At 58.6% G+C, this 13448-nt stretch carries 12 protein-coding genes and 3 pseudogenes; 10 read left to right on the top strand and 5 right to left on the bottom strand.

The window, feature by feature from the left end:
- Window positions 1–309 precede the first annotated feature (309 nt).
- The 3 genes from AC0L16_RS10640 (at window position 310) to AC0L16_RS10630 (ending at window position 2443) form a co-directional block, all read left to right on the top strand.
- Window positions 310–933, top strand: a complete 624-nt coding sequence (locus AC0L16_RS10640) for an FMN-binding negative transcriptional regulator (RefSeq protein ID WP_473620651.1) — start codon at window positions 310–312, stop codon at window positions 931–933.
- 28 nt (window positions 934–961) lie between these two features.
- Window positions 962–1609, top strand: a complete 648-nt coding sequence (locus tag AC0L16_RS10635; protein ID WP_473525502.1) for a LysE family translocator — start codon at window positions 962–964, stop codon at window positions 1607–1609.
- A gap of 432 nt (window positions 1610–2041) precedes the next feature.
- Window positions 2042–2443, top strand: coding sequence for a TIM barrel protein (locus AC0L16_RS10630; RefSeq protein WP_473620692.1), 402 nt, complete (start codon window positions 2042–2044; stop codon window positions 2441–2443).
- A 226-nt stretch (window positions 2444–2669) separates the two neighbouring features.
- Here the strand turns inward: AC0L16_RS10630 and AC0L16_RS10625 are convergent, their stop codons facing one another.
- Window positions 2670–3611, bottom strand: a complete 942-nt coding sequence (locus tag AC0L16_RS10625) for a LysR family transcriptional regulator (RefSeq protein ID WP_473620650.1) — start codon at window positions 3609–3611, stop codon at window positions 2670–2672.
- A gap of 124 nt (window positions 3612–3735) precedes the next feature.
- Between AC0L16_RS10625 and AC0L16_RS10620 the strand changes: the two are divergent.
- The 6 genes and pseudogenes from AC0L16_RS10620 (at window position 3736) to AC0L16_RS10595 (ending at window position 6921) form a co-directional block, all read left to right on the top strand.
- Window positions 3736–3931 (top strand): annotated as a pseudogene (locus AC0L16_RS10620) (hypothetical protein).
- Window positions 3932–3989: 58 nt separating this feature from the next.
- Window positions 3990–4331: a hypothetical protein gene (locus AC0L16_RS10615; protein ID WP_473525512.1), complete on the top strand. Its 342-nt coding sequence runs from the start codon at window positions 3990–3992 to the stop codon at window positions 4329–4331.
- Window positions 4331–5452 (top strand): nodulation factor fucose acetyltransferase NolL, encoded by a 1122-nt coding sequence (nolL, locus tag AC0L16_RS10610; RefSeq protein WP_473620648.1) that lies wholly within the window; start codon window positions 4331–4333, stop codon window positions 5450–5452. The genes AC0L16_RS10615 and nolL overlap by 1 nt, the downstream gene beginning before the upstream one ends.
- Before the next feature lie 51 nt (window positions 5453–5503).
- On the top strand, window positions 5504–6409 hold the full coding sequence (locus tag AC0L16_RS10605; protein ID WP_473598623.1) for a LysR family transcriptional regulator: 906 nt from the start codon (window positions 5504–5506) through the stop codon (window positions 6407–6409).
- A gap of 113 nt (window positions 6410–6522) precedes the next feature.
- Window positions 6523–6667 (top strand): annotated as a pseudogene (locus AC0L16_RS10600) (nitrogen fixation protein NifQ); the annotation flags it as partial.
- Window positions 6668–6669: 2 nt separating this feature from the next.
- Window positions 6670–6921 carry a hypothetical protein gene (locus AC0L16_RS10595; protein ID WP_473620646.1) on the top strand — a complete coding sequence of 84 codons (252 nt, stop codon included), beginning with the start codon at window positions 6670–6672 and terminating at the stop codon, window positions 6919–6921.
- On the opposite strand, the pseudogene AC0L16_RS10590 reads toward AC0L16_RS10595, so the two are convergent.
- Both AC0L16_RS10590 and nodU read right to left on the bottom strand, forming a co-directional pair.
- Window positions 6918–7777 (bottom strand): annotated as a pseudogene (locus AC0L16_RS10590) (MFS transporter); the annotation flags it as partial. The gene AC0L16_RS10595 and the pseudogene AC0L16_RS10590 sit on opposite strands and share 4 nt — an antisense overlap.
- 591 nt (window positions 7778–8368) lie before the next feature.
- Complete coding sequence (gene nodU / locus AC0L16_RS10585; RefSeq protein ID WP_473480653.1) at window positions 8369–10054, bottom strand: nodulation protein NodU; 1686 nt, start codon at window positions 10052–10054, stop codon at window positions 8369–8371.
- A gap of 612 nt (window positions 10055–10666) precedes the next feature.
- On the opposite strand from nodU, the gene AC0L16_RS10580 reads away from it, so the two are divergent.
- Window positions 10667–10939 carry a DUF982 domain-containing protein gene (locus AC0L16_RS10580; RefSeq protein ID WP_473620645.1) on the top strand — a complete coding sequence of 91 codons (273 nt, stop codon included), beginning with the start codon at window positions 10667–10669 and terminating at the stop codon, window positions 10937–10939.
- A 293-nt stretch (window positions 10940–11232) separates the two neighbouring features.
- On the opposite strand, the gene AC0L16_RS10575 is transcribed toward AC0L16_RS10580, so the two are convergent.
- Both AC0L16_RS10575 and AC0L16_RS10570 read right to left on the bottom strand, forming a co-directional pair.
- Window positions 11233–12135 carry a dihydrodipicolinate synthase family protein gene (locus AC0L16_RS10575; protein WP_473524384.1) on the bottom strand — a complete coding sequence of 301 codons (903 nt, stop codon included), beginning with the start codon at window positions 12133–12135 and terminating at the stop codon, window positions 11233–11235.
- A gap of 40 nt (window positions 12136–12175) precedes the next feature.
- A complete protein-coding gene (locus tag AC0L16_RS10570; protein ID WP_473496081.1) occupies window positions 12176–13414 on the bottom strand; it encodes a trans-sulfuration enzyme family protein in 1239 nt (412 codons plus the stop codon).
- Window positions 13415–13448 lie beyond the last annotated feature (34 nt).

Raw genomic sequence — 13448 nt, 5'->3', positions numbered from 1 at the left:
GACCCGCGCAGCCTCTCGGCATTGCCTGGCATCGCCGGAACCTCTTCGACGATGGTCTCCGGGATCGCAGGCTGCGTCCACAAGTTTTGGCAAACTAGTCGCCATTGCCGGGACATGCCCGACCCCTCGGCTGCGAAGGACCAGGGGTTCTCCGACTCGCACACCCCCCTGTGGATCTGCTCCTCGATCGTCACGATGATCGGGCACGATGCCATCTTTCACAAACTGGACCACGTCGATAGCTTCTGACTGGCTGTTTCCAGCAGGCCAGCTTGCCGGTATGTGATCGGTAACGCAAGGAGTTTCGCGATGTACATCCCTCCCGCTTTCCGCGACGACGACAAGGAGTCCCTGCGCGCCACCATCCGCGCGGCGCTGCTGGCGAACTTCGTTACAGTCACGGCGGAAGGGCCGCTCGCAACGCCACTGCCCCTCTTCCTTGATGAGAGCGAGGGCGAGCACGGCGTGATCTACGGGCACCTAGCGAAGGCTAATCCCCAGTGCCGTGTTCCGCCGATCGGCGACGGCTTGGCCATCTTCATGGGGCCGGACGCTTATGTGACGCCGGCATGGTACGCGACCAAGCGGGAAACCGGGAAGGTCGTCCCGACCTGGAATTACATCGCCGTCCACGCCTATGGTCCGGTCGAGTTCTTCGAGCATGCGGGAAGACTGCTGGACGTCGTGAATCGTCTGACTGACCACCACGAGGGCGAGCGGGCCTCGCCTTGGGCGGTGTCGGACGCACCGCCGGATTTTGTACAGGCGCAACTCCGCGGAATCGTTGGCTTGCGCATGCCGATCACGAGGCTGGAGGGCAAGCGCAAACTGAGTCAGAACCGGAACGCGGCCGACCGCGATGGCGTGGCCGCGGGCCTTGCGGCGAGCGAGCGGGCATCTGACCGCGAGCTCGCCGCTCTCATCCCAAAATAATCATGAACTTTGTCGGAATCGACCCATGATGCCAGAACTGACCCCATTCGCCCTGTACCTCGCCGCGGCCTCCGTGCTCGCCATCACGCCCGGTCCGGGCATCTTCTACGTTGCCGCGCGCACGCTCGCCGGCGGTCGTCCGGAGGGTATCGCTTCCAGCTTCGGCACGGGGTTGGGGGGCATGATCCACGTCCTCGCAGCAAGCCTAGGTGTTTCCGCGATCGTGCTCGAGAGCTCGGAACTGTTCTCCGCATTGAAGCTGTTCGGCGCGGTCTACCTCGTCTGGCTAGGCTTTCGCACCTTTCAAGCCGCGCGCCGCAAGGGAGCGACTGGCGATGATGGCACCCCGGTGCGTTCAGTCGGACCCCGGCGGGCGTTTCGTGAAGGGGTGCTGGTCGAGGCTCTCAACCCGAAGACGGCAGCCTTTTTTCTAGCCTTCCTTCCGCAGTTCGTGAACCCGAGCGCAGGGCACGTAGCTCTGCAACTCGTGGTGCTTGGCTCCGTGTCGATTGCGCTCAACACGCTCGCCGACATCGTGGTTGCCTTCGTGGCCAGCGGCATTCAAGACGGCGCGGCAGCGCGTCCCAGGTTGATCCGCCGCCTGAGGGAGGCGTCGGGCGGCGCGATGATTGCGCTGGGCGTCGGCCTCGCTCTGGCGAAGCACCCTGCTGCCTGAATTTTGCATCGGATCTGGTTGGGCATCTCTCCGGGTCGGCGGGTTAGTTTGAAGCAGATGGATGGCTGCGAGCCAGCTTCGGTCATTACACCGATTCAGGCGATGTCTCAGCAGGCGCGGCACCACAGTGAGGGAAACGTGAGTTCGACTGCCTCGCCTTCCTCATGACCATCATTTTGGCCCTCGCGAATCAATGCACGGTAGAAGCCAGTCAGCCGAGAATGACTGCCGTTTCATAGGAAAGCTAAGCCCATGCGCCAAGCATCGCCCGCTTTGCACTCGATCACATGGCGACGCCCAGACTTCACGTCAGGGCACTTTTCGCTTTTGCCGACCAGGGCCTAGCCGACGCAGCCGACAGTACAGCAATGCTATTGCACGCGGCAGCCGGCGGCGGACGTCCGGTCTGCCGCCGCTGAAGCAGGCGTTGGGATTATTTCCATCAATGCCTTGCAGCGCTTCAACGAGTGGACTCCTGCCCCCAGGGCCGAGGCGAGCAAGCTCGCCGATTATGCGGCGGCCTGCGGAGGCAAGACGCTCATGCTGGTGCCGGTCAACGATGGCTCCTGGCCTGCCAATGGCGAGCGCCGGGGCGATCTCCGCGTCGCCTTGAAGGCGCTCAAGCCGATCCTCCAGTCGCGCGGCCTGATCGGTCTCATCGAGCCGCTGGGCTTCCAGACCTGCTCGCTTCGATCGAAGAACGGAGCGGCTAAGGCCATTGCCGCCATTGATGGCCAGTCCGTCTTCCGCCTCGTGCACGACAGGTTTCACCGCTCGCCGGGGAGCCGTTCTTCTCCTGCGACCTGGCCGGTGTCGTGCACATCTCAACCATGAACGATCCGATCCACTGGATTTACCCGGATCGCGTCCTAGTCGGTTCCGACAATGGCAGCCAGATCCGGGCGCTGCTTGATGGCGGCTATGGGGGGCCCCTTCTCATTCCCACCGGTTGTCGACGCAGCCCACCCGCTGGACGACCTCGCAGGCGCACTTTCCGCGACTATCGATCTCGTTCGACACGCCTGTTGACACGAGTGCCGGTGTGAGACGCGGTAGTCAATCAGGGCTTGCGACCCTTTTTGGTGTCCCGCGGAGAACTCATTCGAGACGCCTCCTGTAGCAATATCTCTCGCATCCAGACGCTTGCCGCATCACTGTTGTGAAGGGCGGGCCATTGGAGGGCCTCGGTAAATGCGGGAAGCGGCAGCGGAAGTTCGATGATCTGCAGTGGGAAGGTTTTCTTGAAATGCTCAACCAGCCGGAAGGGCATGGTCGCTATACGAGCTGTGCCTGAGACCATCGGCGGGATCATGCTAAAGGCCTGCACGATAACCTCGACACGTCTCTTGAGGCCATGCTCAAGAAAAAACCGCTCCTCGATGGAGGGCTTCAGCGCCCGCCCGAACTTGGCCGCAACGTGCCTCATCGACATGTATCTCTCGAATGTAAGCTGCTGTGGCAGCTGCTTGTTCGTGGGGCAGCCTACGCACACGAGCGTGTCGTCGAACAGCGCCGCTCTTGGATGCGCGCTCGACATGAACAATTCCGGACAAATCAGAAAATCGACGTCACCGCGCCGGAGAAGCTCATCGGGCTCGTCGTCGAGCGGCAGCAATTCGAAGCTGACGGCGGGTGCTTCGCGCGCAACACGCTCCACGACCTTTTCAAAAAACACGAGTGTGGCGAAATCGGAAAGGGTGATCCTGAAACGGCGATCGGACTGAGCCGGATTAAACGGATCCCAAGAAATAATCGAACTCTGGATTTTCAAGAGTGCCCCGCGAACAGCGGGGGCGAGTGTTTCCGCACGTGGGGTTAGAACACGTTCGCGGCCGCTCATCGTAAACAGTTCATCGTTGAAATAATCGCGCAGCCGGGCGACGGCCGCGCTCATGGCCGGCTGACTTAGGTTGATGCTGCTTGCCGCCGCCGACAGGTTGCGCTGGGTCAGCAGTGCGTCGAGCACGACGAGAAGGTTCAGATCAAGGCCTTTGAAGCGCATCGCTTTCACTTATCCATAGCGTGAATGCTCGCGATCTAAACAATCGATTTTACCAAACTTCCAGGGCGCTGCATAGATGACCGGACCTGACATGCACCCGATCACGCCACGGCTTCTGTAGCGTGTGCTGGGAAATGACTTGCGAGTAGCCGATCATGTCGAGCTCTCCGCTTTCTTCCGAAAGGCCTATGGGCCGACAGGGGCTTTCAGGCGGTCGTAGCTGGGCCGGTGCAAGGCGGGAGGTTCGCGCAATCGGCTCTATGTGCGGCGTAGCGGCTTACTTGGACCTGCTGCGCCGTTCATCACGGTTGGCGAGGTGATTTCTTGGTAGGCGAACTCGGATTGTACAGGGTGCATCCGGATCTTGAGAGACTCGGAATGAGCCATTCTATCCACGTCATCTGTCCGGTGCAGCAGCAGCTTGGCATTCCATTCGCTTTTAGCACGATTCGGCACGTGCTGCGGAATCATCTTGAGAGGTTCTGCAGAGACGTCCCGGCGACCATAGTGCCGGGCCATCGCCTCGCCACACATGATCGCGACCGCCACTGCGCTCCAGGTTTGCGATCAGGCACTGGGATTTCGTCCGCTCGGTTGCAGCCAGTCGGCCCTCGATACCACGCCGCGATCCGCGTAAATTTCGATCTTTTCACCGAAACTGGCGTGCTCGCCGTGCCCAGAAACGGCCGTAGCAACCGCAACAGGTGGGCTGGAGTCTGATGCTTGATCAAATAACAGTCGGAGCGAAGGGACGCGGCTCGCGCCCAGCAGAGACACACGACCGAGACCTAAGCCTTGATTTCGCCAAAGGTATACTAATTACTTTAGTGATAATTGGGCACTTAGTACAATATTTAATTTATCGAGGCACTGACGATTTCTGGACGTCTCCGTATTATAAGTCGATCTACATGTTTCATATGCCTCTCTTTATGGCGATAAGTGGATATGTTTCTTCTGGGGCAATTTTGCGAAAACCGTTCATTCAAGGGGTCGGCAATCGAGCAACGCAGTTACTACTACCAATGCTTTTTTGGTGTGCGTTAATTTGGACATTAAAGTCCGCCATGATCCCTCCTACGACAAGCTTAACTGATGGATTTCTGGACTTTTCGAAGGAACTCATTGGAACATACTGGTTCATATGGGCGGCGTTTATCTCGTTCATTCTAATTAGACTGTTTACAATTTCCAATCGCGTATCGATGTGGATTATAAGCGCATCTGCAATTGCGGTCGCATTCGCGCCCATTACATTTTCAATAACCCCGTCATTAAGATACACTTACCCATTTTATTGTCTCGGGTTCTTGCTTGCGCAGCCGATCGGATGGCAGAAAATTATCATTTGGGCACACAATTCGATTTTTGTAGTTTTACTGTCGATAACAGCTTTAATATGCTTTATTTTGTGGGGCAAGGAGACTTACGCCTACAACAATCTCGTTTTAATTCATGATAAACAGTCGGCTGAACAAGTATTTCTGATGTTCACTGGCTCGGCAGCAGCTTCTGCAGTAGCGATGCAGCTTATGTTTCGGTGCTGGAGAATTGTCTATTCAACTAGAGTAGCTCAGTTTGTCGCGGTGGAGCTTGGTCAGAGCACGCTGCTGCTTTACCTGGTCCAGGGTGCCGTGTTTCGCCTCATGGACGTGATACAGTTTGGAGAACTCTGGAATCTCACGACCAGAATCGCGTTCGCAAGTGTGGTTGGAGTGGCGATTGTCGTCACGGCGATGGCAATTCGCAAGATTGCGCGCGACCTTGGATATGTGTCGCAGATCCTTGTCGGAGCGCCGCCACGCCCAAGTCTGCTCAAATCTCAATCTGCAATAAATTAGCCGCCCACAATGGTCGCGATGACAAGCAACCACGTTACGGACAGATGAGGCATGCGTTTCAAAGGCCTCGATCTGAACCTTCTCGTCGTGCTCGACGCACTGCTGACCGAGCGCAACCTCACGGCGGCGGCAAGCAGCATCAACCTAAGTCAGCCGGCCATGAGCGCGGCCGTCGGCCGGCTGCGCGATTATTTCAACGATGAACTGTTTACGATGAGCGGCCGCGAACGTGTTCTAACCCCACGTGCGGAAACACTCGCCCCCGCTGTTCGCGGCGCACTCTTGCACATCCAGTGCTCGATTATTTCTTGGGATCCGTTTAATCCGGCTCAATCCGATCGCCGCTTCCGGATCATAGTTTCCGATTTCGCCACACTCGTGTTTTTTGAAAAGGTCGTGGAGCGTGTTGCACGCGAAGCACCCGCCGTCAGCTTCGAATTGCTGCCGCTCGACGACGATCTCGATGAGCTTCTCCGGCGCGGTGACGTCGATTTTCTGATTCTTCCGGAATTGTTCATGTCGAGCGCGCATCCAAGAGCGGCGCTGTTCGACGAGACATTCGTGTGCGTAGGCTGCCCCACGAACAAGCAGCTGCCACAGCAGCTTACATTCGAGAGGTACGTGTCGATGAAGCACATTGCGTTCAGGGTCGGCCGTGCGCACATGCCATCCATCGAGGAACGGTTTTTGCTTGAACATGGTCTCAAGAGACGTGTCGAGATTATCGTGCAGGCCTTTAGCATTATCCCGCCGATGGTCTCAGGCACAGATCGTATAGCGACCATGCCCTTCCGGCTGGTTCAGCATTTCAAAAAGACTTTCCCTCTGCGGATCGTCGAACTTCCCCTGCCACTACCCACGTTCACTGAGGCCGTCCAATGGCCCACCCTTCACAACAGTGATCCGGCAAGCACCTGGATGCGGCAGATAATGTTGGAGGAGGCATCCCGCATGTGAAGCCGCGGGCGCTCCTAGTCTAGATTTACTCAGCGCCTCATAGGGTGCGAACCGGCGTGCAAAATTGGGTCTGACTCAAATTCGATGATTTTGCATGACAGTGTGGTGCTGATTTTCCGACGCTGGTAGCCGGCAACACCAAAAACATGAAGTGGAAGAAGTACTTCTACCGCAGGCTGTGCGAGTCTGAAGGTCTACCCCTATGCCGCGCCCAATTGCCGGGAATGCAATGATTTCAAAAGCTGCTTCGGCCCGGAGGCATGGAAAGCCGCCTTACACGGATCAAGCACGGGATCGCGGTCGACGGCGAGGCGATCCGCTTCGGTCCGGCGCTCTTAGCTTCTCGTCGGCACCATCATTCAAAACGCCGCCGCTGGTCGAAATCGACCGGACAACAACGTGCGCGGAGACGATGGCTGCAACCGCCAAAAAATCGTGAGCAGGATCGCACCGCGCGGCTGATGCGATTGCATCTTTCGCCGTGCTGCACTGGCCTGTGTCAGGTGCTCTAGGGTTCGCAAATCGGTCCGAGCAAGAACACTGTCAGGGCAGCGAGGAACGAGGCAACGGCGCTGTAGGCAAAGGCACTAGCAACGCCGGTATTGTCCACCAGCAGTCCGCCGAAAATCGCGCCGGTGGCGATGGCACTTGGAACGTTGCGGCCATCAGCCCACCGGCGTTTTCGGCCTGCTCGGGAGCGGCGCGCAGCACCATGCATTTTCTGCAGTCCCACCGGCACCGCGCCGAAGGCAAGCCCCATACGGTACCGCAACCGCCGAGGCCAGGCCGATGCTCCCAACGTCAGCAGCGAGACAGCGGCCATCGCTATGAGCAGGGGCGGCAGGGCCGCGACTGCCTTGAGGCTGTGCTCGGCCAATATCCGCCGGCCAAATTGCCGAAGAAGCCGCCGATGACAATGGCGAGCAACACGAGCGAGATCGTCTCGATGTTGAGCGCGGGAACATTCTCAAGGAAATCGCGGATATAGATGGAGCCGGCGAAGTGCCCGGAAGCGACCAGCAGGACGACCAAAATCGCGACTTTGATCATCGGATTCTTGGCCACATCCAGCAGACTGCGGAAGCTGCCGCTCCAATCGGAGGCAGCCTCGGAAAAGCCGTGAGTTGCACTACCAGTGTAACGCGCCGAAGACTGCAGCGATCATGAAGGCGCTTTGCCACCCCCAGACGTCGCCGACATAGGCGCCGATTGGACCGACGGTACGCCGGTGAGGATAATCGACATGGCGCGCCGCAGGAGGTGACCTGGGACGAGCCGCATCGCCAACGCTGCCGACATCGACCAGAAGCCTCCGAGCGCTATTACGAGCACGACGCGGGCGGTCAGAAGAACCGGCAGTGACCCCGCGACGGCACCAGGACCGTGCGCTGGCAATTGTGCCCTTCGGCATCGGGTTGCTGCAACCGATCTCGCACTTATGGGTCCTGCAAGGAGCGTGCTCGAGAATGTGGACCTCTACTCCGACTTGCTGACACTGACGGAGGGTGTCGGGGTCAACGTGGTCGGCCACATGCCCGGCGCCATGGCGGAGTGGTTCGGTGCTGAGCAAAGTCGCGGACGGCAAGGCGGACGCTCCCAGGGATTAACGCGGCTGGCGCAGGCAATGCGGGATTCCGTTGGCAGAAGGAGCTCAAACAGCTAATTCGCTCAAGCTTGCCACCACCGCAGCAGACGAATGGCATGCCGGTCGGCAGGGCCGTGCAGGCCCTGGTGTTCGAACCCTCCATTCACATCGCTAAGCAAAAGCATTCGCGTGCTTGCCAGCTCAACAGCACAGTCTCGGCGCTTTATCGGCCATGACGATCAGATTCGTTCGTCAGATCAGGGCAGCTTCAAGGGCCGTAACCGCACACACCCGCATTATCCGGCTCCCTCAGCGATGCTGCCGGCGATTGCAGCGCTAGAGCGCGGTAACTCAAGTTCGTTACAGCCCGCCGCTCAGCCCTCGAATTGACTTGCACCTGTCTTGGTCAACAGCAACCCATCGCACCAAACGTGGTCTACGCATCCCCACTCACAGGCGGCAGCCGCATCCGGAAAAAAACCACGTCCATTGAGATTTGCACTCGTGTTGCAGAGCAGCGAAATGCCCGTGAGTTTCTCATATTCTATCAGAAGTTCTGCAATTGGGTGTTCAGAAGTTCTCGAAACTGTCTGAAGTCGCGCAGTCCCGTCGAGATGGACGACCGCCGGGATTTTTTCTTTCCACTCCGAACGGGTTCGGTGATCGAACAGCATGTAAGGATCCGGCGTGCCGGGGTCAAACATGTCAGGTGCACGATCCTCCAAGCATATTGGCGCTACCGGTCGGAAGTGCTCTCGAACTTTGATTTTGTTGAGATGGTCCTTCATTTCCGGCGAAGTTGCGGCCGCCAGGATGCTTCTGGCTCCCAAAGCACGTGGACCAAGCTCTGCGCGACCTGCAAGGAACACCACAGGCTTGTTGTCGGCGAGCACGCTGGCAAGTTCTTTCAGGCTGCAAGCAGCAGATTGCCAACCAGGCGGAACCTTGCCATGGCTCACATTTGGCCCGCTGTAAACTGACCAGTCGAGATGCACGAAACCCTTGTCGGCGGCCAGCGCGCAGCAAGCGGCACCGATCGCCGATCCGCTGTCGTTTGGAAACGGAGGCACCCAGACTGCGTCGAACAAACCGCTCGCCCGAAGAGCGCTGTTCCATTTGATGTTCAGCCCGCATCCGCCGGCTATGCACAGGTTTCTGGTTTTGGGGACTGAGTACCCACGCAGCGCCCTTGTCATCCCCTGGACGAGAAGACGCTCCACGAAGGCATGGAACGAAGCAAGTATGTCCTCGGGCGTTTCGGGGATTAACCGCGACGCGCTTGCATCGAAGAAGTCGTGCACAGCCGTGAGTAACGCGTCTTCGCTGTGGCTGTTGTTCCCGTAGCCAAAAGCAAGGTCCGTATCCCAGGCAAAATGGTCGTCGTAAAGCTCCTGAAACACATTCACGATGTGTTCATGGACCACTCCGAGCGCAATATAGGCCATCAACTTGCCGGCGATACCGAGATTCCAGCCAGTCCGCAGTTCTTGCCTGTAAGGACCGAAATGTTGGCCCGCGGCCGCATAGGCATGGCCTATCATCGGAAACAGGCACCCAACAAATCGGACTCCACTTGGCTCGACGTAGTAAAGCCGCGGAAAGATGCAGCCGTCCCATACCAGACAAAATGCCGGTTCCTCTGCTTTGGCGAATGAGCTGGTGCAGTATGCGGAAGCTACGTGCCCAACAACATGCGGGTAGCTTTCATAAGAACATACCCCATTGTCGAGCATGAGACCGGAACCTTGATAGGCTGTCAGAGGATTTTCGGCGTACCGCTCCACATATGGCGCGCCGTTGAGAGTGATAGGGGAGCCGTTACTCAGAACTTGGAATTCTGACTGGATTTCACCGTCCCATCCGTCAATAACGAACCGGTCGATATCGCGCGGAGCAAGCCCGTTTTCCGCCAAAACGGCGGCGACCGTCTCAAGCCGCTCGATATGTTGGTATCGTGGGTTATTGTCGAGCTTCTCCTGCTCGATGCAAAAGACTAATCTGCCGTCTTCCACGACAGCGATTCCCCCGTCGTGCGTCAGTTTGATACCGCAAATACGCATAGTAGATCCTTGTCGAGGTGACCGTAGAGCAACCGCAGAAAACGACTGGAAAACATGGTCGTGGGTTTTGATGTCGCGCTATGCAGGATCATAAGAAACCGGTAAATTAGATTGTTTGGATGTGAGGCATCCGCGCGATGAATGATAAGGACTGCCGCGTGATCTAGAACAAAATGGCTGACACGCAAAAATCACCAGAATTGCGAGGCAGCGCTGTGCGGCACAGTGAGAAGGGCTGCCCACCGCAAGCCGTTGGGCAAGGATGTCCATGGTCACACGTCACCAGCGCCCCGGGAGGTGCCGCGCTCCCTCGGCACCGAGCGCGCGTGCTGAGCACGAAGGTGGTCGCGCTAGAAGAGAGCCTTCCCTGATCAAGCTACTCTTTAGGTCTCAATCGACAAGATTTTCGATGGCGAGGGCAGCGCCCAAAGGGCCTATTCGGCTTTTTGAATCGCGCCGTCATGTTGGAGGAACAACCTCCGACAACCGATGGATCCCGCCTGCAGATCAGCAGCGGAACAGAGCGGCTAAGCGCGTGTGAGGTTAGCGCTGTCTCGGCTCACAGATGCAGTGTCGGCTCGGCAAAGAAGACGAGCTGGGCCCTATTGACGGATGATCGCCTTGGGGGGCGGAGAGATGACCGGCTTGCACAGATTTGAGAGGGCGGTCGTTGTTCAGGTTGGCCGCCACAGTTCTGAGCGTATCGCATTCGATGTCAACCAGGCGGCCGCTATCCTGATCCGTGCCCTTCATCATCGGACCGAGAAACGGAGGGTAGCGATGGACGCTTGTCTGCAAGTATTGCGTGGTGAGGCCCATCCACCAGCTGCCCGAAGGGCTTTTGTGGCAGCCGCGCTTGAAGCAAAGATCCTGCGCAGCGATTGAATGCTGTTAGCGCATCAAGGCTTTGATGCTTCGAGTGGAAGTCGTCTGGCCTGCACACTCTTCCGGAGAAATGTAGGCGTTGGCGGCCCCGGACGCCTACCTCCCTCGCCGATAAGACGTTCTGCCAATTCGAACACGTTGACGAGGACGTGATTGGCGTCGAGGCCTGTCGATCCATCGGTGATCAGTACGCCGCGCGCATTGTTCCCGATCGGATTATGGAGAACATCTCGGCTAGTCATCGAAAGGGTCGGTGCGTACATTTTTCCCTCGGCAATATGAAGTCGCGCGGCTTACGATCCGACACCTGATCCTAGACGGTCCAAGACGCCGGCGAGCTGGCCCTTCGCCGCAGCGGAAAGCGGCTTGATTGGCCGTGGGGGCTCGGCGGAACAGATTTCGAGGAGCTCGGCGATTGCGTAGACGACGCGAAGGCTCGAGAACGTCTTGAAAAGCTCCCACACCGGGGCCAGGGTGGCGTCGATCCGGTGTGCTTCTGCGTGGTCGCCGTGCTGAGCGGCTCTGACCATCCTCAGGCAGGGGTCGGGCAAGATGCCACCGAGGACGCTGTACCATGTATCGGCGCCGGCGATCAGGGCCTCGGTGGCGTTCCAGTCGCCGCTGTAGCCGATCGAGAATCCTTTCGGCACAATTTTTTTCTGCTGCGCAAGTTGGCCTTTGATAACATCGCCCCGGTCGGCTGAGTTTTTAATAGCGAGGATCTCAGGCAGCTGTCCCAGACGCTCGATGAGCGCTGGCGTGAAGCGAAAATGCGTGTTTGCAGGATTGTCGTAGATCACGATCGGCAGGCCGCTTTCGCGCGCCACTGTCGAAAAATGCTCGAAAACCTCGTCGTCAGTGAGCGGGGTGTAGGAAACAGCCGCGAGCAACCCCGCGGCTGCGCCAAGGGCCTTGGCATCGCTTGCATAGTGTACCGCTTCATCGGTGCGCAAAGCGCCCACGCCCACAACGAGCGGGACTCGTCCACGCGTCGCGTCCAACGCCTGGCAAATCGCCCGGCGGCGTTCCGCGCGCGACAGATACATGTAGGTGCCGGTGCTACCGAGCAGGCCGATGGAATCCACCTTTGCTGCGCAAAGCCGCGCTATCAGCTTTCGAAGCGCTAGGACATCGACGCCGCCGTCACTGTCGCTTGGCGTTATTGGGAAGGCCGAAAGGCCGCTCAGGAAAGCCATGCTGAAGCTCCCGTTGTTACATTGGGTGAAGCGTTGGGCATCAGACCCCGTCCAGCGCCTGCTCTAGATCCGCGATCAAATCGGCGGCGTCTTCGAGCCCTACCGACAGACGCATGAGGTCGTCGCCGACTCCGTCAGGCAAATGCGCGTCCTTGCGGATTGACTTGCGCGAGCGGGTCAGGCTTGCCGGATGATAGATGAGACTGTCAGCGTCGCCGAGGCTGACCGCCCTGATGATCAGCTTGAGCCGGTCCATCATACGGCGCGCGCCCTCGAACCCCGTTTGGAGGCCGAGAGCCAACATGCCCGAGCCTTGCGACATCTGTCTGCGCGCGATCTCATGGTCGGGATGAGAGCCGAGAAATGGATAGCTAACCCAAGCCACAGCCGGGTGCGCCTCGAGCGCCTGAGCGACCGCAAGCCCAGAGACACTGTGACGCTCCATACGCAACGTGAGTGTCTTCAACCCGCGCAAAATCAGGAACGCCGACATGGGCGAGAGCGCTGCCCCGGTGAGATAGCGCAGGCCAGTTTCGCGCAGCAGGTGCAGTGTTTTCGCATCGCCCAGTATCACACCGCCCAGAGCATCGCCATGGCCATTGATGTACTTGGTCAGCGAATGGATCACGATGTCGGCTCCGAGTTCCAGCGGACGCTGGAGGGCGGGCGAGGCGAAGGTGCTGTCGACGGCGACCTTCACGCCGCGAGAATGGGCGTGTTCGGCAATGGCAGCGATGTCGAGGATACGGCTCAGCGGGTTGATTGGCGTCTCGAAGAACACGAGCCGGGTCCTGTCAGTGATGGCGCCATTGAGATTGCTCGGATTCGACAGGTCGACGGCAACGACCTTGATGCCAAACTGCGGCAGCCCCTGCTCGACCATGGCGAGCGTATTCGAATAGAGTGTCTTGTGGACAATGAGTTCGTCACCTTGCGAAAGCAGCGAAAGGATCAGCGTGCCGAAGGCGGCGATCCCCGAGGCGAGTACCAGCCCAGCTTCGGCTCCTTCGAGATTGGCGAGCCGCTTTTCAAGGATCTCGGTGGTCGGGTTGTATTCGCGTGCGTAGAGCCTTCCGCCAAGCGCTGCGACGGCTTCGTTTGCTGCCACGCTTTCAAATCCATAGGTCGATGTAAGAAACACCGGCGTCTGAACGGAATTGGAAAAGCCGGCCGGATCGTAGCCATGATGGATGGCCCGGGTGGCGAATGCGAGACCGACGTCGTTCCGGGACGGCGTTGATGTTGCCTCGGCTTCAAGCTGATCTTCGGCGCTGGTCATCGGCTTTAGCCCTCTTGATTTCGGGGACAATGCC

The organism is Mesorhizobium sp. WSM4848 (assembly GCF_055811375.1).
Note: the sequence above shows the minus strand (reverse complement) of the source record. Positions and strands in the feature narration are given on the sequence as shown.